Source organism: Streptomyces sp. NPDC014734, assembly GCF_043083325.1.
GTDB lineage: Bacteria > Actinomycetota > Actinomycetes > Streptomycetales > Streptomycetaceae > Streptomyces.
The window spans coordinates 12,139-38,007 of record NZ_JBIBYN010000007.1 but is presented as its reverse complement, the minus strand read 5'-3'; the positions used below and the strand labels follow the sequence as shown (position 1 = coordinate 38,007).

The following is a 25,869-nucleotide window of genomic DNA, read 5'->3' as shown; positions in this document are numbered from 1 at the left end:
GGTACGGCCGGGGGCCCGGATTCCGTTCCCGGCACCTTCGGAACCGGCCTGTGGACGGCGGTCGTCCGAGCGGTCATGGTCCGTGTTCCTCTCGTGCGCATCGATCACTCCGGTCCGTGCGTGTCCGGGCCGGCCGGTCGGGGCGGCCGTGGCGCCCGCCCCCGCCCGTCGGCGAGTTGCGCCGGTGCCTCCGACGCGATGCGTTCGAAGGTCTTCTCGTCGGTCTCGAAGACGGAGTCCTCGACGGGCCAGTGGATGACGATCTCGGTGAAGCCCAGCTCGACGTGGCGTCCGGCGAAGTCGACGAACGCGTCCACGGACCGCAGCGGATCGGCGCCGCTGAAACCCGTCAACAGGATCCGCTCGATGTCCCGTGCCGCCCGCCCCTGTTCGGCAAGGGCCTTGTCCAGGTTCTCGACCTGCTCGGTGATCGTGGCGCGGAAGCGCTGCGCGTTGCTGTCGGGCAGCCGCGGGTCGCCCAGGGTGACCCAGGCCTGCCCGTACCGGGCTGCCAGCCTCATGCCCCGGGGCCCGGTGGCGGCGATCGCGAACGGCAGCCGTGGGGGCCGGAGACATCCGGGCAGGTTGTGCGCCTCGTGGGCGCGGTAGAACGCGCCGTCGTACGAGACGCGGGGCTCGGTCAGGAGCCGGTCGAGGAGTTCGGTGAACTCCTCGAAGCGCGCGCTCCGTTCGTGCGGCGACCACGGCGACTGCCCCAGAGCCGTGGCGTCGAAGCCGTTGGCTCCGGCGCCCAGTCCCAGCGTGACGCGTCCCCCCGACAGATCGTCGAGGGTCATGAGTTCCTTGGCGAACGGCACCGGGTGACGGAAGTTGGGGGAGGCGACGAGAGTGCCGAGCCCGATCGACCGGGTGGTCGCCGCCGCCGCGGCCAGTGTGGGCACGGCGCCGAACCAGGCCCGGTCGCGCAGGCTGCGCCACGCCAGGTGGTCGTAGGTGTAGGCGGCGTGGAATCCGAGGTCCTCGGCCCGCCGCCACCGGTCGCCGCCGCCCTCGGCCCAACGCCGGGTGGGCAGGATGACGGTGCTCAGCCGCACGGTTTCTCCCTCCGCGGACGTGGTTCTCCCCCGGCCGTGCTCAAGGGCGCAGCACGGCCTTGAGCACGGTGCCCGCGCCGACGTGCCGCAGGGCCGTCTCGCAGTCGGCCATCGGGAACTCGGTCACCAGGCACTTGAGGTCGAACCGTGCGGTGAGCGCCGGCAGCAGGTTCACGTAGGCGACGAGGTGAGCGCCGGTGAATCCCCAGGAGCCCAGGAGGGAGAGCTGGCGGTGGACGAGCTGGTGCGGGTTGATGTCGATCTCGCCGCGGTCCGTGTACTGGCCCACCACGAGGTAGGAGCCGCCGCGCCGTGCCATGGCGATGCCCTGCGGGAGGGCGTTCGGGGCACCGGCGCACTCGATGACGAGATCGGCGCCGTATCCACCGGTCAGGGCGCGGACCTCGGCGACCACGGACTCCGGGTCCCGGCCGTCGATGATGTCGAGGTGGTGGTCACCGATACCGAGCCCCCGGGCCGTCGCGAGGCGGGCCTCGGGCCCACCCACCACGATCACTCGGGCCGCCCCGGCAAGCTGGGCCATGGCGGCCGCCGCGAGCCCCACCGGTCCGCTGCCCTGCACCACCACGGTCTCACCGAGCCTGACGGGCCGTCGGCCGTACAGGGCGTGCACCATGGTGGGCCCGGCACAGGCCAGTGACATCGCCGCCGACGGGTCCACGCCCGCGGGGACCTTGACGACGCTGGTGCCGACGCGCAGCACCATGCGCTCGGACCACGAGCCGGACGGGCCGGGCGCGTCCGACACGGTGAGGTTGACGCCGTAGGTGCTGCGCCGTTCGCACAGCGTCGGTTCCTCGTGCAGGCGGCAGGGAACACAGGAGCCGCAGGAGATCGAGGACGCCCACATCACGGTGTCGCCGACCGCCACGGGGTCGCCGTTGGCGTCGGTCAACCCGCCGGAACCGATCCGTTCCACCGTTCCGAGCCCCTCGTGTCCGAGGACCACGGGCGTGGGGATGTTCAGCCGTCCGTTCCACAGGTGCGCGTCGGTGCCGCAGACTCCGCCGTACTCCACCTTGACCACGACCTCGCCGGGTCCGGCCTCGGTGACATCCAGCTCTTCCAGAGCGAGGGGCTTGTTGAATTCGCGCAGTACTACGGACCGGGAGGTCTTGTGGTGAGCGTTCGACATTTCCATCCACTACTTGGACTGGTCGGGGAAGGACCGGGCGTTCTCCGGGGCCCGGGGCGACAGGACAGGTGACGAGCAGGTCAGGCGACGACGAGACCGGTGACGAGCAGGTCAGGCGACGACAGGACCGGTGACGAGCGGGTCAGGCGACGACAGGACCGGTGACGGGCAAGTCGGGCGACGACAACAAGGTTGACGGCGACCGGAATTCGGACGGGTTGGACTGCGCGGAGCCTAGGAGCACCGTTTATCAGCGGCGTATCGGCATTCCAACCAGGGCCGGTGCCCGGGCACGGGCCGGACACCGGGCTGCGAAGCGTGCGCGATAACGAGACGAAAGCTGGGCGACCTACCTTCTGAGCTGGCGTGATGACGGTGGTCAGGGGTGCCTGGGTGGCGCCCCGGTGCTGTCGCTCACCGCCGGTCTCCCTGTTCGTCCGTGCCGGTGACCGGCGATCCCGCCGCGCCGCGTGCGGGCACGGAACGCGGTGTTTCACGGCATTGGTGCCCGAGCGCCTCGGGCGGGCCGACCCGGCCGATGTACCACGAGCATCGACAAGGACTGCTAGGAGTCAGCGGCATGGCTGGAACATCGAGGCACGGTTCGCAGCTTCCGGGCGTGGGCGTCCAGGTGTCGGCCGTGGGGAACGGCACGGTGCGGGAGGCGCCCGCCGCGGGCCCGCGCGAGTTGTTCGCACGGCGGGGCGCGCGGACGCCGGACGCGGCGGGGGCGGGGGCGGCGTGCGAGGACGAACGGGGGGCGGCGGACGCGTCGGGGGTGCCGTGCGAGGACGAACCGCGGACGGCGGACGGGCTGTGGGCGGCGGACGGGTCGTGGGCGTCCGGAGCGGAGGACCCCGGCGGGCCGGGCGAGACCCTGTGCGCGGTCTTCGCCCGACGGGTACGGGAGCACGGGGACCGCGTCGCGCTGATCGAGGGGAAGCGCCGGTACTCCTACCGCGTACTGGACGAGGTCTCGAACGCCTGGGCGCAGGAGCTGATACGGCTCGGAGCCGCCGGGGCCGGGGACATCGTTCCCGTCGTCCTGCCGCGTTCGGCGGGACTGGTCGTGGCGGTACTCGCCGTACTCAAGACGGGCGCCGCGTACTCGCTCATCGCTCCGGAGTGGCCTCGCGCCCGGCAGGAGGAGCTGGTGGACCACCTCGCCGCCCGGGTCGTCGTGTCGAGCGAGCCGGCACGGTGGCGCCTTCCCGTCTTCGTGCCCCCACCGGTCGGGCGGTCGCGGCGGCGGTGCGCCGCTCCTCCCGTACCCGCCGTCCCCCCGGACGCCCCCGCCACCGTCTTCTTCACCTCCGGCAGCACGGGTGTGCCCAAGGCGGTGGTGTCACCGCACCGGGCGACGGTCAGCCTGTTCAGGGATCCGGTGTTCCGCGACTTCGCGCCGGGCAGCGTCATGCCGCTGGCCGCGGCGCTTCCCTGGGACGCCTTCAGTCTCGAACTGTGGGGCATGCTGCTGTCCGGCGGCACGTCGGTCCTTGCCGACGGGCCCTACCTGCTTCCCCCCGCGCTGCGGGCGCTGACCGCCGCCCACCGGGTGAACGTCCTGTGGCTCACCTCCTCGCTCTTCAACATGTTCGTCGAGGAGGATCTGGGCTGCTTCGGCGGTCTCGGGCGTCTCTTCATCGGCGGTGAACGGCTCTCCGCGCGGCATGTGAGCATGTTCCTGGCAGCGCATCCCGCCATCACCCTGGTCAACGGGTACGGGCCGGTCGAGAGCACCGTCTTCACGACGGTGCACGAGATCACGCCCGAGGACTGCTCGCGCGAGAACGGCATCCCGATCGGCAGGGCCGTGGCCGGCCGACGGGTCCACGTACGCCGGGACGGGAAGCCCTGCGCGACCGGAGAGCCCGGCGAACTCCTCGTCGCCGGCGAAGGCCTGGCGGTCGCCTACCTCGGGCAGCCCGAACTCACCGAGGAGAAGTTCGTCCGTGTCGACGGTCCGGGGCATCCGCGCCGCATGTACCGCACCGGTGACCTGGTCTCCGCCGACGCCGACGGAATCCTCCACTTCCACGGGCGCATCGGCCGTCAGGTGAAGCTCCGCGGACACCGCGTCGAACTGGCGGAGATCGAGAACCTGGTCCGGGAGACGGCGGGCGTGACGGACTGCGTCGCCGTCCCGCGCACGGACGACGACGGCATCTGCCGCGGCATCGCCGCCTTCTACACCACGGAACACCCGGCGGCCCCGCGGCCCGACACACTCCGGCGCGACATCGTCGCCCGGGTTCCGGGCTACCTCGTCCCGGACCGGCTCGAACACGTCGACGCGTTCCCCCTCTCCGCGAACGGCAAGGTCGATCACCGGCGACTGGCAGCCGAGTTGCCCCCGCCGGACGACGTGCCTTCCGCGGTGGGCGACGAGACGCCCCGTGACGAGCTGGAAGCCGTCGTCGGATCCGCGTTCGCGGAAGTCCTCCACCGCCGCGACGTGCCGTCCGACGCCTCCTTCTTCTCCCTCGGAGGCACGTCCCTGGACGCCGGGCGGCTGTGCACCAAGCTGGGGGCGCTGCTGGGGGCGCCGATCCCCATCTCACTGATCATGGCCCACCCCACGCTCGGCGGCTTCCTGGCCGAACTGCGCCGCACGCGCCCGCACGGCCGGCACGTCCCGTACGCCGCGACGGAGGGCCCGCACGTCCCGCACGCCGCGACGGACGCGCCCCACGCCGCTGCGTACGGCCCGCCGCCCTCGTCGTCGCAGCAGGCGGTGGAACTCCTGGGCATGCAGGCCGCTTTCGCGATGGCGCACGAGTTCCACCCCGAGGACCTCGCACCCTTGTGCCCGTCCGTGTGGAGGATCGTCGGCCCGCTGGACCTCGCCGCCCTGGCCGAAGCGGTGCGGGACGTGGGCGGGCGCCATGAAGCGCTGCGGGCCGTGTACGAGGCAGTACCCCGGCCCCGCGCGCACGGGGGAACCGGGGGCGCCCCCGTCTCCTTGCGCGTGCTGCCCCCCGCGGCCGGTGAGGAGGAGGCCCTCCGCCGCCTGCACGAGCACGTGTTCACACCGCTGGGCATCGAGCGCGGGGAGGTGTGGAGGTGCGCGGCCGTCACCTGCGCGTCCACGACCTTCCTCGCGCTCTGTGTCCACCACGTCGCCTTCGACGCCTGGTCGCAGCGGATCCTCCTGGAGGAGCTGGCCCTCGCCTACGCGGCTCGCCTCGCGGGGACGGAACCGGACTTCGGCCGGGCGTCGGCCCGCCTCGCGGACGTCCTTGGGGAGCGGACCGCGCAACTCGCCCCGGACCGGCTGACACGGCAGCTGGAGTTCTGGTCGCAGGCCCTCACCGGCCTTCCGCAGCTCCGCCTCGACTCCCCACCGGAATCTCCGGGCCGGAGCCCCGACAGGGCCGAGGATTCCTGCGCCGAGGTGTCCTGCGCCGAGGTGTCCTTCGCACTGTCGGCACCGGACGTCACCCTGCTGGAGAAGAGGGCGGTCGACGCCGGCACCACCCTGTTCACCGTGCTTCTCGCCGCCTACGCCACGGTCCTCCACCGGAGCCTGGGCCAGGGCGAGTTCGGCATCGGTGTCCCGGTGGCCAAGCGTGACATCCCCTCGGCCGACAGCTTCGTCGGCTGTCTGATCAACACGCTGTGCATCCCCTTCCGGGGCCTCGGCCACGACTTCCCCTCGGCACTGCTCGCCACCCATGACATGGTCATGAAGGCGTTCGCCGCGCAGGACGTTCCCTTCTCCGAGGTGGTCGGAAGCATCAGGCCGGCCCGCTCCGACCGCAATCCGTTGTTCCAGACGATGTTCGCCCTCCAGGACGTCGGCCAGGGCACATTCGGTCTCCAGGACTGCCGGGTCACCGGCGTCGACATCGGCCATCCGCGCGCGATGCACGAACTCGTCGTGGAGGCCCGGCCGCAGGCCGACGGCTCCCTGAAGGTCACGTTCGCCCGTCAGCCGGAACGCGTCCCGGCGCGAACCGTCCGGACTCTGCGGGCGGCCTACCAGGAGCTTCTCACCACGGTGGCCGCCGAATCCGGGTCCACCGCACGACGTCACACCGCTGATTAGGGAGTACCGGCCATGGGGGTTTCGTTCTGGGAAGATCCCTACCCTGTCTACAAAACCTTTCAGGATCGTTCCGGCGTCTTCTGGGACGAGATGCTGGAAGTGTGGGTGGTCGCCGGCAGAAGCGCGGTGAACACCGTGCTGCGTTCTCCGGCGATGTCCTCGGACTGGCTCCGGCTGAACGTCAGCGAGTCGACCGCCCGCGATTTCCCCGAACTCGAACGGATGCTGCTCGGCTGGTTCATGCTCATGGACCCTCCGGACCACACGAGGAACCGCCGGGCCCTGCAGCCCTTCTTCACCCGCAACCGTGTGGAGGGTCTCGCCGAGGAGTTCCGGGACATCGTCGCGACACGGCTGGAGCTGGTGCGCCCGCTCGACGGCGTGGACATCGCGAGCGACTTCGCCGCACCCGTCGCCGGCGCGATGCTCGCCCGGGTGCTCGATGTGCCGGTCGGCGTCATGGTGGGGGCTGCCGTCCACATGACCGCCATCGCCAGCTTCCTCGCCCAGCCGCACAAGAGGGAGTTCGCCGAGCGGGCCGCCGCCGCCGTCGACCGGCTCAACGGCCTCTACCGCGAGCTGGCCCCCGACCTCTCGCGGGACAGCGCGCTGTTCCCCCTGATGGGCGACGACCCGAAGGCGCCCGAGGACCCCTATCTGCACACGGCCCACCTGCTGTCCTTCGCCGGTCAGGAGACCACGGCCGGGCTCATCGCGAGCGGGCTGCTGCACCTGCTGCGCGAACCAGGTCTCTACAAGGAAGTCGCCGCGGGACACGCCGATCCCGACGCGGTCGTCGAGGAACTGCTGCGCTTCGACACGCCCGTACCACAGGTCCCTCGGGTCGCGCTGTCGGATCTGACCGTGGACGGCCGGACCATCCGGGCCGGTGACCGCGTCCTGGTGCTTCTCGCCGCCGCCAACCGGGACTGGCACCACACGCGGGACGCCGATGTCCTCGACTTCGCGCGGAACCAGCGGCACATGGCCTTCGGGGTCGGAATTCACTACTGTCTCGGCGCTCCGATAGCCCGCCGGGGCGCGAAGACGGCGATATCCGAATGGACGGCCGCGTTCCCCGAGGTCCGACTCGTGCCGGAATCCGTCCGGTGGGCAGTCGGCACCGGTTTCCGAAGGCTCGAATCCGCTCTTGTCCAGCCTGCCTGAAAGAGGAAATGACATGAACAACTCACTCGATGCGGTGCTTGAGGCCTACGGGAAGGTCGTCGGCGCGCCGGAGATCGGCGCGGAGTCCGACTTCTTCGAGATCGGCGGCCATTCCCTGCTCGTCATGGAGGTCATCTCGCTGCTGCGCACGGAGCACGGGATGAGCGTTCCGGCGCGGCAGTTCCTGACGGACGCCCGCGCGGAGGCCGTGGCGGCGGCCTGCGTGGCGGTCGAGAACAGGTGAATGCCGTCATGCGCGGGAACGGCATCGGCTCGGTTCCGCAGATGGTCCTGGACCGGGCCCGGCGGCAGCCGGACGCGCCGGCCGCGGAGAGCGCGGGCGGGCGGAGCAGCTACCGCGAACTGGTGGAGCGGGCCGGTGGAGTCGCCCTCGCCCTCACCCGGAGCGGGGTCCGGCCGGGCGCGGTGGTCGCGGTCCACATGGACCGCGGCACCGGTGTGCTCACCGCTCAGCTCGGCATCTGGCTGATGGGGGGCGTCTGTCTCACGCTGCCCCCCGACACGCCCCGCGGCCGGCTGGAGGCGATCCTCGCCGACGCCGCCCCGCAGGCCGTCGTCGGAGATTCTTCCGGTGACGCGGGCGCCGATCTGCCCGGGGTGGCGCGGGTGATCGACCTGGCGGCGTGCGGCGCGGCGGAACCCCCGACGTCCGGTACGACCGGTGGTGGCGCCTACCTCATTCACACCTCGGGCTCGACCGGGGTGCCCAAGGGCGTGCTGGTCGGCCATGACTCCTTCGCGCGGCTGGCGCGCTGGCACGGCGGCGCCTACGGCGTGCTGCCCGCGGACCGGGTCTCGTCGATCGCGGCCATGTCGTTCGACGCCTTCATGTGGGAGACCTGGCCGTACCTCTGCCACGGCGCGTCCGTCCATTTCGCGCCGGGAGAACTGAAGCTGGCGCCCTGGGAGCTCGGCGACTGGTACAAGGCGCGGTCCATCGACCTGTCGTTCCTGCCGACCCCGCTGGCCGAGGCGTACCTGCGGCACGGCACCCACTTCGGGCAACTGCGGTGCCTGCTGACCGGAGGGGACCGGCTGCGTCTGCGCGACGGGCACCCCCTGCGGCGCTTCGTCAACCACTACGGCCCCACGGAGACGACGGTCGTCGCCACCAGCCACGAAGTGGCACCGACGAGCACCGGTCCCGTTCCGATCGGCCGGGCGATCGGCCCGGCCCGGACCATGGTCTTCGACGGCGAACGGGAGACCGCGGCCGGTACCGAGGGAGAACTCCTGGTCGGCGGCGGGTGCCTGGCACTCGGGTACTGGAGGAATCCGGCGGCGACCGAACGGAGCTTCGTCCGCGTCACCGGCTCCGACCGCACCTGGTACCGCACGGGTGATCTCGTACGCCGCGACGACGCGGGCGAGTTGGAGTTCCTCGGGCGGATCGACCGGCAGATCAAGGTACGGGGTGTGCGGGTGGAGCCGGGGGAGATCGAGGGGGTGCTGGGCCGCTGTCCCGGGGTGAGCGACGTGGTGGTCGACCGGGAGCCGGACGGCGACCGTCTCACCGCCTACGTGGTCGGCGACGCGGACGGCGGCGCCCACTCGGCCTCGGCCCTCACCCGGTTCGTCCGCCGGCACCTGCCCGCCGAAATGGTGCCGCAGAACTACGTCTTCCTCGACCGGATCCCGATGACGGCCCACGGGAAGGTCGACCGGGCGTCCCTCCTGCGCACCCCCTGATCGCCCTGATCCCTCCGATCCCTCCGATCCCTCCGATCCCTCCGATCCCTCCGATCCCTCCGATCGTCCGGCTTCCTCCCGGTACGGCTCGGCGCGGGTCGCCGGGCCTCCGGCCGCTCCGGTGGGACCCGCGTCGGCAGGTATCTTGGTGGCCGGGTCCGGCAGTTGACAGGTGGTGGACCGGGCACGGCCGATCAGGGGGAACATGCCGGAGCGATGGAGGGGCGACGGCGTACCGCCCCGGATGGCGGGAGAGGACCGGACGCCGGCGAAGGAGGACGACCACAGGGGTATCGCCGTGTGGGAGGTGCTGCGCGAGCGGCCCATGGGCTACCTGCTGACGCTCTGGCCGCTGCGCTGCCTGGCGTACGTTCTGAGCGGGGCCGTCCTCGGCTACGCGGTGCTGATCGCCCTGATCGTCCTCGTCGTGTCCGGGGTCACTCTCTCCCTGTTCGGCATCGGCCTGCTGATCCTGGTGGCCACCGCCGTGCTGGGGGTGCCCGTGGCGGCCCTGGAGCGGCGCCGGATCCGGCTCGTCGAACCCGAGCCGATGGCGGATCCGCACAGTCTGCTCTCCGGCGTCGGGATCAAGGGCTGGTTCCGCGCCCGGCTGGAGGAACGGGCCACCTGGCGCGAACTGGGGTACGTGGTGACGCTCGCGGTGCTCGGCACCGCCTCCGGTGCAGCCGTCGCCCTGCTCGTCGCGTTCTCCCTCTTCCTGACGGCGGCCCCCCTGCTGGTGTGGGCCGCCGCGCCCGACACGGTGACGCTGCTGCCCGGCGACCCGGTCGGCAGCCCCGCGGACGCCCTGCCCGCCACTTTCGCGGGGCTCGTCGGACTCGCCCTGTCCGGGTACGCGGCGGGCTGGCTGGCCGGAGCCCAGGCGAAGGGCGCCCGGTTCATGCTGTCGCCCCGCGACGAGGGCCTCAGCACCCGGGTCATCGAGCTGACCCGGTCCCGGGCCCGGCTTGTCGACGCCTTCGAGGCCGAGCGGCGCCGCATCGAACGTGACCTGCACGACGGCGCGCAGCAGCAACTCGTCGCACTCTCGATGACGTTGGGACTCGCCGAGATGCAGGTACGGGAGGAGAACGCCCGCGCCCGCGAGCTGATCGCCCGAGGACGCGGCGAGGCCCGGCTCGCCCTCGAACAACTGCGACGTCTGGTCCGTGACATCCACCCGCAGGTGCTCACCGATCACGGACTGGCGACGGCCGTGACGGAGGTCGCGCTGCGCAATCCCATCGACGTCACCGTCGACATCGATCTGCCGCACCGGCTGCCCACCTCGGTGGAGAGCACGGCGTACTTCACCGTGACCGAGGCCCTCGCCAACGCGGGCAAGCACAGCGGGGCCTCTCGTATCACCATCACCGGCCGGCTGCGCGACGACCGGCTCCATCTCGCCGTCGTCGACGACGGACGCGGCGGCGCCGACCCCGACAGCGGGGACGGGCTGCGGGGGCTCGCCGACCGCGTGGCGATCCTCAGAGGCAGGCTCACCGTCGTCAGCCCCCTCGGGGGACCGACCGAACTCCGGGTGGAGGTTCCGTGTTCCGGATAGTTCTCGCCGAGGACTCCGTGCTGTTGCGTGCCGGGCTTGTCGAGCTGCTCACGAGCGGCGGCCACGAGGTGGTGGCCGCCGTGGGCGACGCCGAGGCGCTCGTGAGCGCGGTGGAGGAGCACCGTCCGGACGTGGTGGTGACCGATGTGCGGATGCCGCCGGGCCACCACGACGAGGGGCTCAAGGCGGTCATGGTGCTGCGCCGCCGCTATGCCTCCCTGCCCGTGCTGGTCCTGTCCCAGTACGTGGCCACCGTGTACGCGACCCAGTTGCTCAGCGGCGGCGGCGCGGGCACCGGCGGACTCGGCTACCTGCTCAAGGACCGGGTCGGCGAGGTGTCCGAGTTCATGGACGCGCTGGCCCGCGTGGCGGACGGGCACACGGTCATCGACCCGGAGGTGGTGCGCGTGCTGCTGGTCCAGCAGGCCCAGGCCCAGACGCTGGGACGACTCACCTCCCGGGAACAGGAGGTGCTCGCGCTGATGGCGCAGGGCCTCAACAACCAGGCCATGGCGCAGCGCCTCACCATCACCGAGTCGTCCGTGGTCAAACACGCCAGCAACATCTTCATGAAGCTGGACCTGGACCCGACCGACGGCAACCGGCGGGTCCTCGCCGTCCTCGCCCATCTGCGCGGTTCCTCCGGCGAATAGCGCCGACCCCGGGGACCCCCGGGGCACGGTCCTCCCGGAGGTCACCCGACAGCTTCTCAGCCGAGGGGCGCGGACGTGGAGGGTGTCTCGGACGCCGGTGTGAGCAGTTCCGTCAGCCGGCGGACCGTCAGGTCCCAGGACCACTCGGTCTCGACCCACTGCCGTCCCGCCTCACCCATCGCCGCCCGGTCCGCCGACATCAGGGTGGAGGTGATCGCCCGTGCCACGGCAGCGGTGTCGCGGCCGTCGACGACGTGCCCCGTCCGTCCGTCCAGGACCGTGTCGGGGGCGCCGCCGGAGCGCCCGACGACGACGGGCAGGCCGCTGGCCGACGCCTCCAGGAAGACGATGCCGAGTCCCTCGGCCTCCAGGCCGCCCCTGCGGGTGCGGCACGGCATGGCGAACAGGTCGGCCGCGGCGTACTGGTCCGCCATCTCGGCGTGGTCCATCCCGCCCGCGAAGACGACCGAGCGTGCGGGACAGCCGCGGGCCAGGCGGCGCAGTCGCCGCTCGTCCGGTCCGCGGCCCACGAGCAGCAGCACGGTCTCGGGTATGACGCGCCGGATGAGCGGCAGGGCCCGCAGCAGGGTGTCCTGTCCCTTGCGCGGTACGAGGCGCGCGGCACACAGCACGACCTTCTGGTCCTCCCTGATCCCGTACCGCTCGCGCAGGGTGCTCCGGGCCCGTGCGGCACGCCCGGGGCGGAACTCCCCGGCGTCCACGCCCGGGGTGAGCCGGGCGAGGTCCGCGCGCGGTCCCAGGGCCGACGCGATCCGCGACCGGGTGTAGTCGCCGAGGTAGGTGACGGTGTCCACGTCGTCGCCGATCCGCCGGAGCAGCCGGCGGGCCCCGGGCGTGCGGGCCCACCAGATCTCGTGACCGTGCGTGGTGGCCACGATCCGCCGGACACCGGCCCGGCGCAGGTCCGGAGCCAGCAGGGCGAGCGGGGCCGCCGCGCCGAACCACACCCGGTCGCAGCCGTGGGCCCGGGCGAGTTCCACCGCGCGCCGGGCGGTCCGACGGGTGGGGAGCAGGGTCCGCGACGGGTCACGGACCACCCGGAAGGGCAGGGTGCGGTCGAAGGCCGCCGCGCCCGGCTCGTTCGACGTGTACACCACGAGTTCGCCGGGCAACCGTGTGACCACTTCGTGCACGAAGGTCTCGATGCCGCCCTGCCGGGGCGGGAAGTCGTTGGTGATGACCAGGGTGGTGCTCACGGGAGGTGCCGCCTTCAGTCGTGGGTGGGGATCGTCGTGGGCCGGGAACGTGCGCGGGCGGCGAGCGCGACCGGCCGAGTGGCCGGGCGTGCCGCGGTGTTGTGTGCGGGGTCGGCTCGGCGGGACCACAGGACGAGGACCACCGGCAGCGCGAAGTATCCGAACCTCCCGGCCGGGGCGAGCAGAAAGGCCGTACACAGCCCGGCGGCGAGCCGGTCGGCCGCGGCGACCGCTCCGGCGGGCGGCCGCAGTACCAGCCAGACGCTCACGACCAGACCACCGCACAGTAGCAGTGCGGTGGTCAGGTACCAGCCGAATGTCCCTGTTCCTGCCAGCAGTTGACCGGGCATCGGACTGCCGGCGGGGGTGGGCAGGTCTCCGCGGCCGGTGGGGAAGGCCAGCACCTGTTGGACCATGGCGGAAGGGGAGACCAGTGCGCACGGCAGGACCAGGGCCACCGTCGCGGCGAGCGAGGTGACCGCGCCACGCACCGCCGCCCGCGCGCCCGCGTCCCGGGCCAGCAGGACCACGGCGACCGCGATCGCGGGCAGGGCCGTCCACTTCAGGGAGCAGGCGGCCGCCAGGGCGAGCCCGGCCGCGACCGGGCGGCGCCGGGCGGCGAGCGCGAGGCCGAGGCAGCACAGCCCGATGAGCGGCATGTCTATCCCGCTGACGCACAGGGGCATCGCGATGACCGGGGAGGCGGTCAGCACCACCACGCCGATCGCGTACGAGGAGGGCTCGCGGCGCCCGGCACCGCCGGAGCCGGCCCGGTCCCCGGCCCGGGAGCCGTGCCCGCGCAGGACCACGCGGCCCGCGTGAAGGCTCAGAAGGAGGGCGACGGCGCACCACAGCCGTGCGTCCCCGAACAGCCGGGCCGCCGCGGAGTGGTCGCCGAGCAGGGCCCTGGGCATTCCGAACAGCGCCATGCCCGGCAGGTAGGGGGTGTAGTCCATGACGGTCCGGGGGTGGGCCAGATACGGGGTGCCGTGGTGCAGCAGGAGGGTGCCGGCCCGCTCGATCACCTCGACCTCGCCCTGCGCCTGCCCGGTCAGCGCGAGGTACACGAACGGCAGGACGACCGCGCCGGTCAGCGCCAGACCCACGGACAGTTCCGCGGCGCGGGGCCGGGGCAGCAGGCATGCGGCGCCCGCCGCGCACAGGTAGGCGACGGCGGCGCACAGGCCCCAGGTGCGGTGCGTGGCCTGGTCGGAGAAGAGGGGAAAGAATCCGGCCCATCCGGCGGCGATCACCCAGCCGGTCACCCACACCGACCGGCGGGTCCACCGATGGGTCGGCCGGGTGCGCCACCGACGGCCCGGCTCCTTCGGCGGGATCGTTCCGGCCTGACTGCTGTGGTGTATGGACACCCTTTCATTCCAGGCGAGTTGGACAGGGGACGCGACGGACCTAGGTCGAGGCTTGATGGTGGGGTTTTCCCCACGTCGGACCGGGTCGGCCGGGGGTGTGTGAGGCAGGTGGGTCTGGTGTGAAAGGGGCGCAATAGAAGAGCGATAAGTGCTTCAACTACCGTCGGACGCGAGTTCGAAGCACGCCTCGAAGACGTGCAGATGCGTCTACGCGGCCCTCCGGATGCACCCGAGATCCGCTCGTCCGTCAGGAGAACCCGTGACCGTTGCCATCGAGATCGACGGCCTCGTAAAGGAGTTCGACGGGAACCGGGCCGTGGACGGTGTCAGCCTCGTGGTCCCCGCCGGGACCGTGCTCGGGCTGTTGGGACCCAATGGCGCGGGCAAGACGACGATCGTCCGGATGCTGGCCACGCTGATCCGCCCCGACGGGGGACACGCCCGCGTCGCGGGCCACGACGTGGTCGAGGACGCGCTGCAGGTACGCGCGCGCATCGGCCTGACCGGTCAGTACGCCTCGGTGGACGAGTCCATTCCCGGCTGGGACAACCTCTACATGATCGGCCGGCTGCTGCGGATTCCCCGGCAGCGCGCCCGGTCCCTGGCGGACGAACTGCTGGAACGGTTCCGGCTGACCGACGCGGCGCGGCGGCTCCCGCGCGACTACTCCGGGGGCATGCGTCGCCGCCTCGACCTCGCCGCGAGTCTCGTCGGCGATCCGGAGGTGCTCTACCTGGACGAGCCCACCACCGGACTCGACCCGCGCAGCCGCAACGAACTGTGGGACATGGTCCGTGATCTGGTCGCGCGTGGCACGACGGTGCTGCTCACCACTCAGTACATGGAGGAGGCGGAGGCCCTGGCGGACCGGATCGTCGTGATCGACCGCGGCCGGATGATCGCCGGCGGCACCGCCGCCGAACTCCGGGCGCGGGTCGGAGGGCAGGTGCTGCGGGTCCGTCCGGGCGGCGGCGTCGACGCCGCCGAGGTCGCCCGCCGCCTCACGGCGACGGGGGGAGGAACGGCCACCGTCGACCACGCGGAGGGACTGGTCTGCCTGCCGCTCGTCCACGAGGGCGACCTGACGGCCGCGGTCCACGCGCTCACCGCCTCGGGCGTGCCCATGGACGCCCTCGACACCCATACCCCCAGCCTCGACGAGGTGTTCCTGACCCTTACCGGGGGCACGTCGACGGAAGGACGGACGACCGTATGACCGCGACGCTGCTGCCCCCGCCCGACCGCACCGGGAAGGGGAAGGCCCGCGCCACCACCCGCCGGGTGGGGCCGAGAGAGGCCGTCGGGCACGCGCTGGCGATCGCTCGGCGCAATCTCGTCCAACTGCGGTACGACCCCTCGCAACTGCTCGACGCCACGCTGATGCCGATGGTGTTCACGCTCATCTTCGTCTACGTCTTCGGCGGGGCCATCGGAGGGGACCAGGCCGATTACCGACAGTATCTGGTTCCCGGCATCATGGTGCAGGTCGCGAGTTTCGCCGCCCAGGTCACCGGGGTGGCGCTGAACCTGGACTTCAGCACCGGGGTCATGGACCGCTTCCGTTCCCTGCCGATCGCACGGTCCGCGGTCCTGTCCGGCCGGATTCTCGCCGACTTGTGCCGACTGGCCCTCGGGCAGGCGGTCATTCTGCTCTTTGGACTGGTCATCGGGTTCCGGATCCACACGAATCCCCTGTACGTTCTCGGTGCACTTGCGCTGCTTATGGTCTATGGGTTGTCGCTGTCCTGGATCGCGGCTTTCGTCGGTCTCGCCATCCGGAGCCCCCAAGCGGTTCAGTCCATGGGATTTCTGTGGATGATCCCGCTGCAATTCGGCAGCTCGATGTTCGCCGACCCGCAGACGATGCCCGGTTGGCTCCAGGCGTTTGCACAGGTCAATCCCACCACACTGGTGGTGGACGCCTGTCGCGGGCTGCTGGTGGGAGGGCCGGTCGCCGGCAATTTGCTGGGCGCGTTGGCGTGGGTGTGTGGGATCTTGGTGGTGTTCGTTCCGCTGGCCGTACGCCGGTATACGAGCCGCGCCTGAGGCCCGGTGCCGCACGGGGGGTGTTCACAGGGAACCGGGGGGCGCGCGTGACACTGTCATGTCGTATATTTTTGAACGCTTCGAACGGCTTGTGAAGCGTTTATCGGACGATGTTTGTCGGCTGTACTCCAGCTTTCGCTTCGGCCGGTTTTCAATCTCTTCGGAGCACGTTATTTCCGTACGGCACCCGCCGGGCGTCACGCGGAAATAGCCGCAAGGAAGAATCGGGGGGATATATGAGTTCAGGGACAGGACAACCGCAACTTCAATTCAAAATTCTCGGCCCGCTCTCCGTGACGGCACAGGGCCGCCCGGTCTCCATAGGGGGCTCACGGCAGCGAACCATCCTGGCCATGCTGTTACTCCGTCCGGGCAACGTCGTCTCGGTCGACGTGCTGGTGGAAGCGGTCTGGAACGGGAGACCTCCGGCCACGGCCCGCACCCAGGTGGCCATCTGCATCGCCGCACTGCGCAAGAGGTTCAAGGTCGAGGGGTGCGACGACGAGGTCATCCTCACCGCCCACCCCGGCTACGTTCTCGCGCTCGACCACCACTACCTGGACGCCACCGATTTCGACAGGCTCGTCGCCGATGCCCAGGAAGCCGTCCGGCAGCAGCGCCCGGTCGACGCCGCCACCCTCTACGAGGAGGCGCTCGACCTGTGGCAGGGCCCGGCGCTCGCGGGCGTGGCGGGCACCCAGGTCGAGGACGAGATCCAGCGACTGGAGGAACTGCGCCTCGCCACGTACGACAGCTTCGTGGAGGTCCAGTTGGAGCTGGGCCACCACCGCGACATCATCCCCGGGCTCGTCTCCGTGGTCCGCGACCACCCGCTGCGTGAACGCTCCCGCCACGCCCTGATGCTGGCCCAGTACCGGGTCGGCCGCCGGGCGGAGGCGATGGAGACCTTCCGCGAGGGATGGGAGGAGTCCGTCGAGGGACTCGGCCTGGAACCCGGCCCGGAACTACAGGAGTTGCACACCGCCATCCTCCAGGACGACCCCGGGCTGATCACTCCCGCCACCACCGCACCGAGACCGGCCACCACCGAACGCCGCATGCCGATGGAACTGCCCGCGGACGTACCGGACTTCGTCGGACGCGTCCCGCAACTCGCGGCACTGGGCGGTCTGGTCGGCAACGACGAGGCCGCCCACACCCCGCTCTCGGTCGGACTCATCACCGGCCCCGCGGGCGCCGGCAAGAGCGGTCTGGCCATCCACTGGGCCCACCGGGTCGCCGAACGCTTCCCCGACGGGCTGCTCTTCGCCGACCTGGGACCCCAGCAGGAGCACCAGGAACCGCCCACGGCCGACGCGGTACTGGGCAGGTTCCTGTCCTCCCTGGGCGTTCCCGCCACGGAGATCCCCGCCGCGACCGCCGAGCGGGTCGCCCTGTACCGCAGCGTCCTCGCCGGGCGCCGGGTCCTGATCGTGCTCGACAACGTCCAGACGTTCAACCAGATCCACGCCCTCATCCCCGGCGGCTCCCGCTGCTGCGTCCTGGTCACCAGCCGGGGCGAACTCGAACAACTGCTGATCCGGCACGGAGCCGTCCGCATCGGCGTGGACGCCCTGCCCGTGCACGAGGCGGTCAGCCTGCTCGGGCGCGTCATCGGCGAGGCCCGGGTCGACGCCGCCCGGTCGGAGGCCGTCCAGCTCGTCGAGTTGTGCGACCGGCTGCCCCTGACGATCCGGGTCGCCGCCGCCCGCCTGGCGGCCAAGCCCCACTGGCCGATCGGCTACCTGGTCTCCCGGCTCACCCCGGAGCACTCCAGGCTCGACGAACTCAGTGTCGCCGGTGCGCAGATCCGCTCCGTCTTCAGCCTCGGCTACCGCACCCTGTCCCCGGACGCCGCCCTCCTCTACCGCAGGCTCGGTCTGCTGGAGGCGCCGGACTTCGCCGCCTGGGTGGGCGCGGCACTGCTGGACCGGGACCTGGCCGGCACCGAGAAGCTGATCGATCAGCTCCTGACGGCCCAGCTACTGGCAGCGGCGGGATTCGACGGGACGGGGGAGCCGCGCTACCGCTTCCGCACCCTGTCCCGGCTGTACGCCAAGGAACTCGGCCACCGGCACGAGAGCGTCCAGGACCGGCGCGCCGCGCTGAGCCGTGCGTTCGAGGGCTGGCGCACCCTCGCCGAGCACGCCCGGCGCGCGGAGCACGACGCCCTCGATCCCCTGTGCCGGACCGCCCCACAGCGCGGCCCGGCCGACGCCGCGCTGTACAGCAGACTGGTGCGGTACCCGGCGGACTGGCTGCGCGCCGAACGGCAGGCCCTCATCTCGGTCATCGACCAGGCGGCCCGCCACGGCATGAACCAGATCAGCAACGAGCTCGCCGCCCTGATGCTGGACCGTCCGGTGGACTGTGTCGCCCGCGCCCGCTCACCGCAGGCCCCCGCGGCCTGACCACCCCGCCCTGCGGCTTCCACGGTCCGGCCGTGGAAGCCGCAGCTCGTTACGCCGATACGAGCCGGTCACCCCGTCAGTCCAGCACGTGGCCGTCGTTCTGCCGGTACCCGCGCGACCGGCGCAGATCGGTGAAGACGAAGGTGCGCTGGAGCCAGCGGTCCAGGCCGTCGTAGCGGGGCCGGAACGAGGACCGTCCGTGCACGGTGACCCGGTTGTCCACGATCGCCAGATCGCCCGGGACCAGCCGCGCGCCCTGTGCCGTCCGCTCGAAGAGCTTGCCGAGCTCGTCCATGGCCGCCCGGCCGAGTTCCGTCAACGGCTCGGTGGCCGCCAGGTCGACGCACAGATCCGGATCCTCCGGGGCCCCGTACAGCACCGCGCGCGCTTTCGTGCCGCCGTCGTGCGAGCCGAACGACGGCGGCGGCGCGGTGACGAACTCCTCGCGGAACAGGGCCTCCCGCGACTCCTGGGTCAGCAGCGGAAGGACCTGCCGGACACAGGAGGTGCGCAACTCGGCCACCCGCTCGTGGTCGGCCCGCACGCACAGCAGCAGCACGAAGTCCGGCCGGTGCGGATGGAAGGCGTTCTCCGTGTGGAAGCTGAGCAGTACGGAGCCCGCGTTGCTCTGGTCCCCCTCCTTCCCCGGCACGGGAACGACGTCCTGCACGATCGCGCCGCTCTTCTCGGCCCGGAAGGCCCCCGGATCGCCGAGAGCGCTGGCGACCAGGGTGAGCACCGCCGCGCCCACAGTGGGCTCCCGTTGCACGGAACCCGGCCGGGTCGGGGTCGGCGGCAGGCTCTCCTCACCGACCGGCAGCCCCCGGATCACCAAGGTGCCGGTCGGGCCGGAATCGTGACGGAACTCCCGCAGACCGGTGATGAGCCCGGCAGGCAGCTCCGGCCAGGCCCGCCGGACCTCGGCCAGCCACGCCGTGTCGTCCACGGCGGCGCCCGGCCGGTCGGCCAGCCAGCCCGCCAGACGCCCGGTCAGCAGCCGGTCGTCGGCACCCGTCGTCAGTACACCCGGTTCCGTGTCACTCGCCGTCGTCGTCATCCCGTTCAGCCCATCGCCTCGACGACACTGCGCGGACGCATGTCGGTCCAGTTCTCGTTGATGTACGTGAGGCTCTCCGCGTGGCTCGCCTCCTGCTGGGCCACCGTCCAGCCGGCCGGAACCTCGGCGAACGCGGGCCACAGCGAGTACTGGTCCTCGTCGTTGATCAGGACCAGGTAGCGCCCGTCCGGGTTCTCGAACGGATTACTCATGAGGTACCTCTCTTGGTGTGCTTGGTGTGCTTGGTGTGCTTGGTGTGCTTGGTGTGCTTGGTGTGCTTGGTGTGCTTGGTGTGCTTGGTGTGCTTGGTGTTCTTCGGTGTGCTCGGGTGTTTCACCGGTGGTCCGGCCGGGGCGGGGCCGGGGGCGTCTCCGGGACGGACCGGGCGGTGGCGGTCCCGCCCGGCGCGGGACGGCGGCGTCAGGGCGTGCCGGCGGCCATCGCCCCGTCCAGGTCGAGTGCGTCCGAGCCGTACAGCCGGTGCACCCAGTTGGCCTGGTAGACCGTGTCGAGATAGCGCTCGCCGAGGTCGGGCGCGATGGCCACGGCGGTGCCGCCGCGGCGGTCGGCGCCGTGCTCGGCGAACCAGCGCTCCGCGCCCGCGACCACCGTCCCGGTGGAGCCGCCGAACAGGAAGCCCCGCTCGACCAGTCGCCTGCAGGCCCGGATGGTGTCGATCTCGGGTACGTGCACGACGTCGTCCACGAACGACTCGTCGAGGAGCGGCGGCCGCACGCCGGCGCCCAGCCCCGGGATCATCCGGGTCTCCGGGGGGCCGCCGAAGATGACCGAGCCGACGCTGTCCACCGCGACGATCCGCACCTCGGGCCGATGCGCCCGGAACCAGCGCGCGCAGCCCATCAGCGTGCCGGTGGTGCCGGCCCCGACGAACAGCACCCCCAGGTCCGTGAAGCGCCGCGCGATCTGCGGCGCCGTCAGCCGGTGGTGCGCCCGCCAGTTGTTCGCGTTGACGTACTGGTTCAGCCATACGTACCGGTCGTCGCTCGCGCACAACTGCTGGAGGCGGGCGAGCCGCGCCCCGAGGTATCCCCCCTCGGGGTGGGGCTCGGTGATGATCTGCACCTCGGTGCCGAGCGCCTCCATCATCTGCCGGGTGGCGAGATTGCAACGCGAGTCGGTGACGCACACGAACCGGTAGCCCTTGCTCGCGGCTATCGTGCTCAGCGCGACACCGAGATTGCCGGAGGAGGACTCCACCAGGATCGAGTCCGCAGTGAGCAGACCCGACCGCTCCGCCGCCTCGACCATTTCGAGAGCGGCCTTCTGCTTGATCGAGCCCGAGAAATTGAATCCCTCGCACTTGAGGTGGAGAGGGACGCCGAGGGACGGTCCCAGGTCGACGTAGAGATCGTTCTCGTTGAACTCATGGGGAGCCGAGATGATCGGCACTGTGCCTCCCGCGGGTGTGCACGGTTGGGGATGCGGACGGCTCGGAGCCTGTCGGGTGACCTCTGACCGGGCGGCCACGTCCTGGTGGGCACGCTTCCGGCGCTGCCGTAATGACCGAGCAGCTCCGCCACCGGGCCCTTCCGGCGCCCTGGAACCGCACGCACCATGCCGCGTCCGCCTTCCGGTCGGAGGTCACCCGACGGGCTCTCAGCCGTACCGACGCATCTCGTGGAAGAAGTCGTCGACCACGGCGAGCTCCCCGGCGGCGCGCACGGTGTCGTACACGTGCTTGCCGACCGCCAGGTCGAGCACCCCCAGGCCGAAAGGGGAGAAGACGACAGGCCGGTCCCGGTCCGGGCGCACCCGGCCGGTCAGCACGTCGTCGAGGGTGCCGTCGATGAAGTCGCGCTGTCCCACGCGCTGTTCGGCAAGGTGGACGGAGGTGTCCGCCTTCAGGCAGTGCTCCACGTCGTCGACGATGTTCGACGACGCGAGGATCACCTCCGGCGACAGGTCGCGCAACGACACGTGCAGCACCAGCGGGCGGTGCTCGAACCAGGAGGGATCGGTGACGTGCGGGGTGGCCGCCGTCGTCGCGAAGACCAGCAGGTCCGAGCCGCGTACCGCGTCCTCGGCGCTGTCGTGCACCGTCACCTTCGCGGCACCGCCGGATGCGTCCCGCAGATACGAGGCGAACCCGTCGGCGTGCGCCTCGGACAGATCGTGCACACCGATCTCGTCGAAGGACCAGCCGGTGCCCGCCAGGTAGTCGTACACGTACCGTGCGATGAGCCCCGCGCCGAAGATGCCGACGCGGCGGGGGCGTTCGCCGCCCGCGGTGAGCCGGTCGGCGGCCAGCGCCGCCGAGGCCGCGGTGCGGCTCGCGCTGATGATGGAACTCTCCAGGCACGCCAGCGGATAACCGGTCTCCCGGTCGTTGAGGATCAGCACGGCCGAGGCGCGCGGAATGCCGGCGGCGACGTTCTCCGGGAAGCTGGAGATCCACTTGATGCCGTCCACCCGGCTCTCGCCGCCGATCGACGCCGGGAGCGCGATGATGCGCGAGGCCGGACGGTCGGGGAAGCGCAGGAAGTACGACGGCGGGTTGACGGTCTCGCCCGCGCCGTGGGTGCGGTAGGCGGCCTCGACCAGGGCGACGACATCCCGATGCCGTCCCTGGAGGGCGCGGTACACCTGGCTGCCGGAGATCACCGCGAACGATGGGGCGGTGTCGGAAACGGACATCATGGCTCCATGAGGAAAGGGTCAGGACAGGACGTGGCCGGCGAGCCGGACCGGGTTGCCGAGGATCACGACGATGTCGCGGTCGCCCTCGTACGGGTCGCGGCTGTGGGCCATGCGGAGGTTGTCCACCAGCAGCAGGTCGCCGCTCTGCCACGGCTCCCCGATCGAGGCCGCCCGGTAGGCGGCGTTGATCGTCTGCACGGTCTCGGCGGTGAGCGGCGCGCCGTCTCCGTACGCCGTGTTGAAGGGCAGGCCGTCGGGGCCGTACACGTCGACCAGGTAGTCCCGGATCACCGGGTCCATGGTCTGCTCGTTCAGGAAGGCTGCCTGGTTGAACCAGACGGGGACCCCGTCGCGCGGGTGCGGCAGCACGGCGGCCCGGCGCTGCCGGGTGCGCAGACGGCCGTCCGGCAGCCACTCGTGGTCCAGGCCGGCCGCCGCGCAGTACGCGTCGACAGCCGCCCGGTCCTCGGTGCCGAACGCCTCCTGCCAGGGCACACCGACATCGTGGTACATCCGGGTCAGCAGCCAGCCGCCGCGCTCGAACCGCTCGACCAGCTCCGGCGGCAGCATGCGCAACACCTGCTGCGAATCGGCGACCTGGGTGAGGCCACCGCTCGCGGGCGCGGTCAGGCAGCCGAACAGGACGAGGCCGGGCACCTCGGCCGCGTAGCTCAGCTCGTGGTGCATGCACATCGGCTCGTCGGCGGGCCACTCCGACGACGTGTAGACGCCCGGGGCGTGCGACCGGCGCGGCGCGAACCGCTCCCGCTCGGTCATCCGCTCGATGCCCAACGCCTCCGCGGCCTCGGCCACCTCGGCGGGCGAGCCGACGCCGAGGCCGCGCAGCAGCACGGCGCCGTACTCGGTGACCAGCGCGTGAATCTCCTCCCGGCGCTGTGCCGTCCAGTCGGCGACGGAGCCCGTCGGGGGCTCGGCCGACAGCACGGGCAGGACGCGCGCCGGGGCGTCCGGCCCGGCGTCGGTCGGGGTGCCCGCCACCGCGGCGGAGGGGTCGTGCACGGACAGGGGACTCATCTCATGTGCCTTTCTCGGCGGTCTTCCGCTCCAGCAGCGCCGCCACCGCGGCGACGGTCGGGGTGTGGGCCAGTTCCCCCACCGACACCACCCGGTCCAGCGCGACGGCCAGCTTGATGGCGGTGAGGGAGGTTCCTCCCAGCTCGGTGAAACGGGACCCGCGGCCGATCCGCTCCAGCGGGATCCGGAGCAGCCCCGCCCACAGCGCGGCGACCCGGCGTTCGGTATCCGTCGCCGGGGCCGTGAAGCCGTCCGCGCCCGCGCTGCGTTCCGCCTCGGCCGCCAGCCGGGTCAATGCCTTGCGGTCGGTCTTCCCGTTCGCGGTCAGCGGCAGCGCGTCCCGCCGGTACAGGTGCTGCGGCACCATGTACCCCGGCAGCACCGCGGTCAGCGCGGCCCGCAGGCCGTCGGCGGTCACCGCCTCGTCACCGGTGTGGAAGCCGACGAGGTACGGCCGCTCGGCCGGGCCCGCGACGACGACCGCGCCGTCCCGTACGCCCGGGACCTGGAGCAGCCGGTTCTCGATCTCGCCGATCTCGATGCGGAAACCGTTGACCTTCACCTGGGCGTCGCGCCGTCCCAGGAACTCCAGGCTGCCGTTGGGCAGCCAGCGGCCGAAGTCGCCGGAGCGGTACAGCCGTTCGCCGTGCCGGTGCGGGTCGAGGCCGAACGCGGCCTTGGTGCGGGCCTCGTCGTTGACGTAGCCGCGGCCGACGCACACACCCGAGAAGACGATCTCTCCCGGCACACCGAGCGGCACCGGGGCGAGGTGCTCGTCGACCACGTACACGCGGACGTTGCGCACCGCGCGGCCGAGCGGCACCGAGCGCCCCTCGGGGACCCGGTCCATCACCTCGTGATTCGTGTCGTCGGAGGTCTCCGTGAGCCCGTAGGCGTTCACCAGCAGCACCGACGGCAGGATGTCGAACCAGCGCTGGACCAACTCCCTCTTCAGCGCCTCGCCGGTCGCCGACACGCAGCGCAGCCGGGGCAGCGGGCGCGGCCGTTCGGCCAGCGCGGAGAGGACCACTTCCAGGTAGGAGGGGACGAGTTGCGCCACCTGGATCCCCCCGCCCTCCAGCGTGTCCAGGAAGCGGTGCACGTCGAGCACGTCGTCCTGCTCGACGATGTGCGTCCGGCCGCCCACCAGCAGCGCCGACACCAGTTGCCACAGCGAGATGTCGAAGCACTGCGGGGCGGTCTGCGCGACCGCCTCGCCCTCCGCCATGCCGAGATCCTCGATCTTGGCGTACAGGTGGTTGAGGAAGCCCGCGTGCTCGCACATGGCGCCCTTGGGCTCGCCGGTGGAGCCGGAGGTGAAGTAGATGTAGGCGAGCTGACCGGCCGTGACCGGCAGGCCGGGGTCGTCCTCGGGGCGGTCCTCGGCAAGCACCTCGTCGAGGTACGCCCGCTCCACGTCGGGACGGTCGGCGAGGGCCGCGGCCAAGTGCGGCACGCCGCGCTCGGCGAGCACCCAGCGGCTGCCGCTGCGCGCCAGCACGGTGGAGATCCGGTCCGCCGGGAACGACGGCTCCAGTGGCAGGTAGCAGCCGCCCGCCTTGAGGACACCGATCACCGCCGCCAGCCACTCCAGGGTGCGTTCGGTCACCACGGTGACCACGTCCTCCGGGCACACCCCGCGGTGGTGCAGCGACCACGCGATCCGGTTGGCCCGGACGTTCAGCTGGTGGTAGGTCCACCGGCGGTCGCCCTGGACCGCGGCGACCGCGTCGGGGTGACGGCGCACCCGCTCCTCGAACAGCTCGTGGAACCGGCGGTCGGGCAGTTCCCGGACCGGCCCCGCGAACTCCTCAAGAAGTGTGCGCGTCTCCTCGGCCGGGAGCAGTCCGCGCGCGTGGTGCGGTGCGTCCGGGGCGGACGTCAGCAGTTCGAGCGCCGTGCGCAGGTATCCGGCGACCCGCTCGGCGGAGACGTACTCCTGCGCCTCGGCGCCCTGCCAGGCGAGGAGGGCCTCCGCACGACCGGCCGAGGTGGCCACCCGGGTGATCACGTCCCGCCAGGTGCCCTCCTCCACCGCGCCCTCGTGGAAACCGGAGACGGTGGCCGCCACTTTGGCCCGTGCCGCGAGCCACACGATTTCGGTGTCGACACCGCATTGCCCGGCCACACGGCCGATCGCGGACGCGAGCTCCGCGGACACGGCGGGAAGAAATGCGGGCCGTGATTCCCCATGGCCTGACGCGCCCGTCACGCTGCCACTCACAAGTGTTGCCCCCCACACCGGAAGTCCGTCGGACCGCGAAACCGATCGTCCGATTCCACGCTGAGCGCCGCCGACATTAGGAGGTGCCTATATCGCCGCCCTATCGATCTGCCCGGTGGCGGCCAATACGCGGTCAATACCCGGTGGTCCCCGCCCGGACCGCGCCCGGGTCCCGGAACTCTCCTCCGCCGTCGTGGAGATGACACGCAAACCGGTCCCACCGTTCACGGCGGACCCCACAACAGCCGCCGGATGCCCAGTGGATGCGGACTCGATAATGCGGCTCCGTAGCATCCGTGCCCAAAGGGCTGCCCTCGATCGTCGCTTCCGTGAGGGCGGTGCCGAACCGGCGCGGAAAGAACGCGGGACCGGTTCGTACCGGCGGTGCGAGGCCCGGAAGCGTCGCCGTCGCCGTCGCCGGTGACGGTGCGCCGGGCCGTGCGACCGCCGTCTGTTCAGCGCCCCGGCGCATCCTCGCCTTCCCGGGGCCGACCGCGT

Annotated in this window: 20 protein-coding genes; 9 read left to right on the top strand and 11 right to left on the bottom strand. The window is 71.7% G+C overall.

What is annotated here, in order from left to right; all coding sequences use genetic code 11:
- Nucleotides 1–104: 104 nt before the first annotated feature.
- The gene (locus ACF1CT_RS13720) at nucleotides 105–1,055 is read right to left on the bottom strand and encodes an LLM class flavin-dependent oxidoreductase (RefSeq protein ID WP_391784004.1); all 951 of its coding nucleotides are present in this window, start codon (nucleotides 1,053–1,055) and stop codon (nucleotides 105–107) included.
- A 40-nt stretch (nucleotides 1,056–1,095) separates the two neighbouring features.
- Entirely contained in the window at nucleotides 1,096–2,211 is a 1,116-nt protein-coding gene (locus ACF1CT_RS13715) for a zinc-binding dehydrogenase (RefSeq protein WP_391784003.1), read from the bottom strand.
- A gap of 580 nt (nucleotides 2,212–2,791) precedes the next feature.
- Here ACF1CT_RS13715 and ACF1CT_RS13710 point away from each other — a divergent pair.
- From ACF1CT_RS13710 to ACF1CT_RS13685, 6 genes are all read left to right on the top strand, one after another.
- On the top strand, nucleotides 2,792–6,259 hold the full coding sequence (locus tag ACF1CT_RS13710; RefSeq protein ID WP_391784002.1) for an amino acid adenylation domain-containing protein: 3,468 nt from the start codon (nucleotides 2,792–2,794) through the stop codon (nucleotides 6,257–6,259).
- A gap of 12 nt (nucleotides 6,260–6,271) precedes the next feature.
- Nucleotides 6,272–7,426, top strand: coding sequence for a cytochrome P450 (locus ACF1CT_RS13705; protein WP_391784001.1), 1,155 nt, complete (start codon nucleotides 6,272–6,274; stop codon nucleotides 7,424–7,426).
- Between the two features lie 13 nt (nucleotides 7,427–7,439).
- The gene (locus ACF1CT_RS13700; protein ID WP_391784000.1) at nucleotides 7,440–7,670 is read left to right on the top strand and encodes a phosphopantetheine-binding protein; all 231 of its coding nucleotides are present in this window, start codon (nucleotides 7,440–7,442) and stop codon (nucleotides 7,668–7,670) included.
- A gap of 8 nt (nucleotides 7,671–7,678) precedes the next feature.
- Nucleotides 7,679–9,136, top strand: a complete 1,458-nt coding sequence (locus tag ACF1CT_RS13695; protein WP_391783999.1) for an amino acid adenylation domain-containing protein — start codon at nucleotides 7,679–7,681, stop codon at nucleotides 9,134–9,136.
- 244 nt (nucleotides 9,137–9,380) lie between these two features.
- Nucleotides 9,381–10,700: a sensor histidine kinase gene (locus ACF1CT_RS13690; RefSeq protein WP_391784217.1), complete on the top strand. Its 1,320-nt coding sequence runs from the start codon at nucleotides 9,381–9,383 to the stop codon at nucleotides 10,698–10,700.
- Nucleotides 10,688–11,353 (top strand): response regulator transcription factor, encoded by a 666-nt coding sequence (locus tag ACF1CT_RS13685; protein ID WP_391783998.1) that lies wholly within the window; start codon nucleotides 10,688–10,690, stop codon nucleotides 11,351–11,353. Before ACF1CT_RS13690 ends, ACF1CT_RS13685 begins: the two co-directional genes overlap by 13 nt.
- Nucleotides 11,354–11,409: 56 nt before the next feature.
- Here ACF1CT_RS13685 and ACF1CT_RS13680 read toward each other — a convergent pair whose 3' ends face one another.
- Nucleotides 11,410–12,570 (bottom strand): glycosyltransferase family 4 protein, encoded by a 1,161-nt coding sequence (locus ACF1CT_RS13680; protein WP_391783997.1) that lies wholly within the window; start codon nucleotides 12,568–12,570, stop codon nucleotides 11,410–11,412.
- Between the two features lie 14 nt (nucleotides 12,571–12,584).
- Entirely contained in the window at nucleotides 12,585–13,940 is a 1,356-nt protein-coding gene (locus ACF1CT_RS13675; protein WP_391783996.1) for a glycosyltransferase 87 family protein, read from the bottom strand.
- 223 nt (nucleotides 13,941–14,163) lie between these two features.
- Here ACF1CT_RS13675 and ACF1CT_RS13670 point away from each other — a divergent pair, with 223 nt between their 5' ends.
- The 3 genes from ACF1CT_RS13670 to ACF1CT_RS13660 all read left to right on the top strand — a co-directional run bounded on the left by ACF1CT_RS13670 (nucleotide 14,164) and on the right by ACF1CT_RS13660 (nucleotide 18,397).
- Entirely contained in the window at nucleotides 14,164–15,156 is a 993-nt protein-coding gene (locus ACF1CT_RS13670) for an ATP-binding cassette domain-containing protein (protein WP_391783995.1), read from the top strand.
- Complete coding sequence (locus ACF1CT_RS13665) at nucleotides 15,153–15,986, top strand: ABC transporter permease (RefSeq protein ID WP_391783994.1); 834 nt, start codon at nucleotides 15,153–15,155, stop codon at nucleotides 15,984–15,986. The genes ACF1CT_RS13670 and ACF1CT_RS13665 overlap by 4 nt, the downstream gene beginning before the upstream one ends.
- 110 nt (nucleotides 15,987–16,096) lie before the next feature.
- Complete coding sequence (locus ACF1CT_RS13660) at nucleotides 16,097–18,397, top strand: BTAD domain-containing putative transcriptional regulator (protein WP_391783993.1); 2,301 nt, start codon at nucleotides 16,097–16,099, stop codon at nucleotides 18,395–18,397.
- A gap of 76 nt (nucleotides 18,398–18,473) precedes the next feature.
- On the opposite strand, the gene ACF1CT_RS13655 is transcribed toward ACF1CT_RS13660, so the two are convergent.
- From ACF1CT_RS13655 to ACF1CT_RS13625, 7 genes are all read right to left on the bottom strand, one after another.
- Entirely contained in the window at nucleotides 18,474–19,454 is a 981-nt protein-coding gene (locus ACF1CT_RS13655) for a TauD/TfdA family dioxygenase (RefSeq protein WP_391783992.1), read from the bottom strand.
- Nucleotides 19,455–19,459: 5 nt separating this feature from the next.
- Entirely contained in the window at nucleotides 19,460–19,666 is a 207-nt protein-coding gene (locus ACF1CT_RS13650) for an MbtH family protein (RefSeq protein WP_391783991.1), read from the bottom strand.
- Nucleotides 19,663–19,791, bottom strand: a complete 129-nt coding sequence (locus ACF1CT_RS13645; protein WP_391783990.1) for a hypothetical protein — start codon at nucleotides 19,789–19,791, stop codon at nucleotides 19,663–19,665. Before ACF1CT_RS13645 ends, ACF1CT_RS13650 begins: the two co-directional genes overlap by 4 nt.
- Before the next feature lie 83 nt (nucleotides 19,792–19,874).
- Nucleotides 19,875–20,864 carry a 2,3-diaminopropionate biosynthesis protein SbnA gene (sbnA, locus tag ACF1CT_RS13640; RefSeq protein ID WP_391783989.1) on the bottom strand — a complete coding sequence of 330 codons (990 nt, stop codon included), beginning with the start codon at nucleotides 20,862–20,864 and terminating at the stop codon, nucleotides 19,875–19,877.
- A 207-nt stretch (nucleotides 20,865–21,071) separates the two neighbouring features.
- Complete coding sequence (gene sbnB, locus ACF1CT_RS13635) at nucleotides 21,072–22,109, bottom strand: 2,3-diaminopropionate biosynthesis protein SbnB (RefSeq protein ID WP_391783988.1); 1,038 nt, start codon at nucleotides 22,107–22,109, stop codon at nucleotides 21,072–21,074.
- Nucleotides 22,110–22,130: 21 nt separating this feature from the next.
- A complete protein-coding gene (locus ACF1CT_RS13630; protein WP_391783987.1) occupies nucleotides 22,131–23,147 on the bottom strand; it encodes a TauD/TfdA family dioxygenase in 1,017 nt (338 codons plus the stop codon).
- Nucleotide 23,148: 1 nt separating this feature from the next.
- Complete coding sequence (locus ACF1CT_RS13625) at nucleotides 23,149–25,218, bottom strand: amino acid adenylation domain-containing protein (protein ID WP_391784216.1); 2,070 nt, start codon at nucleotides 25,216–25,218, stop codon at nucleotides 23,149–23,151.
- Between the last annotated feature and the right edge of the window lie 651 nt (nucleotides 25,219–25,869).

Bases quoted from the DNA above. Each gene is read 5' to 3' on its own strand.
- ACF1CT_RS13665 (WP_391783994.1), top strand. From the start codon at position 15,153: ATGACCGCGACGCTGCTGCCCCCGCCCGACCGCACCGGGAAGGGGAAG.
- ACF1CT_RS13700 (WP_391784000.1), top strand. From the start codon at position 7,440: ATGAACAACTCACTCGATGCGGTGCTTGAGGCCTACGGGAAGGTCGTC.
- ACF1CT_RS13705 (WP_391784001.1), top strand. From the start codon at position 6,272: ATGGGGGTTTCGTTCTGGGAAGATCCCTACCCTGTCTACAAAACCTTT.
- ACF1CT_RS13670 (WP_391783995.1), top strand. From the start codon at position 14,164: ATGCACCCGAGATCCGCTCGTCCGTCAGGAGAACCCGTGACCGTTGCC.
- sbnB (WP_391783988.1), bottom strand. From the start codon at position 22,109: ATGTCCGTTTCCGACACCGCCCCATCGTTCGCGGTGATCTCCGGCAGC.
- ACF1CT_RS13690 (WP_391784217.1), top strand. From the start codon at position 9,381: ATGGCGGGAGAGGACCGGACGCCGGCGAAGGAGGACGACCACAGGGGT.
- ACF1CT_RS13715 (WP_391784003.1), bottom strand. From the start codon at position 2,211: ATGTCGAACGCTCACCACAAGACCTCCCGGTCCGTAGTACTGCGCGAA.
- ACF1CT_RS13660 (WP_391783993.1), top strand. From the start codon at position 16,097: ATGTTTGTCGGCTGTACTCCAGCTTTCGCTTCGGCCGGTTTTCAATCT.
- ACF1CT_RS13630 (WP_391783987.1), bottom strand. From the start codon at position 23,147: ATGAGTCCCCTGTCCGTGCACGACCCCTCCGCCGCGGTGGCGGGCACC.
- ACF1CT_RS13710 (WP_391784002.1), top strand. From the start codon at position 2,792: ATGGCTGGAACATCGAGGCACGGTTCGCAGCTTCCGGGCGTGGGCGTC.
- ACF1CT_RS13650 (WP_391783991.1), bottom strand. From the start codon at position 19,666: ATGAGTAATCCGTTCGAGAACCCGGACGGGCGCTACCTGGTCCTGATC.
- ACF1CT_RS13695 (WP_391783999.1), top strand. From the start codon at position 7,679: ATGCGCGGGAACGGCATCGGCTCGGTTCCGCAGATGGTCCTGGACCGG.
- ACF1CT_RS13655 (WP_391783992.1), bottom strand. From the start codon at position 19,454: ATGACGACGACGGCGAGTGACACGGAACCGGGTGTACTGACGACGGGT.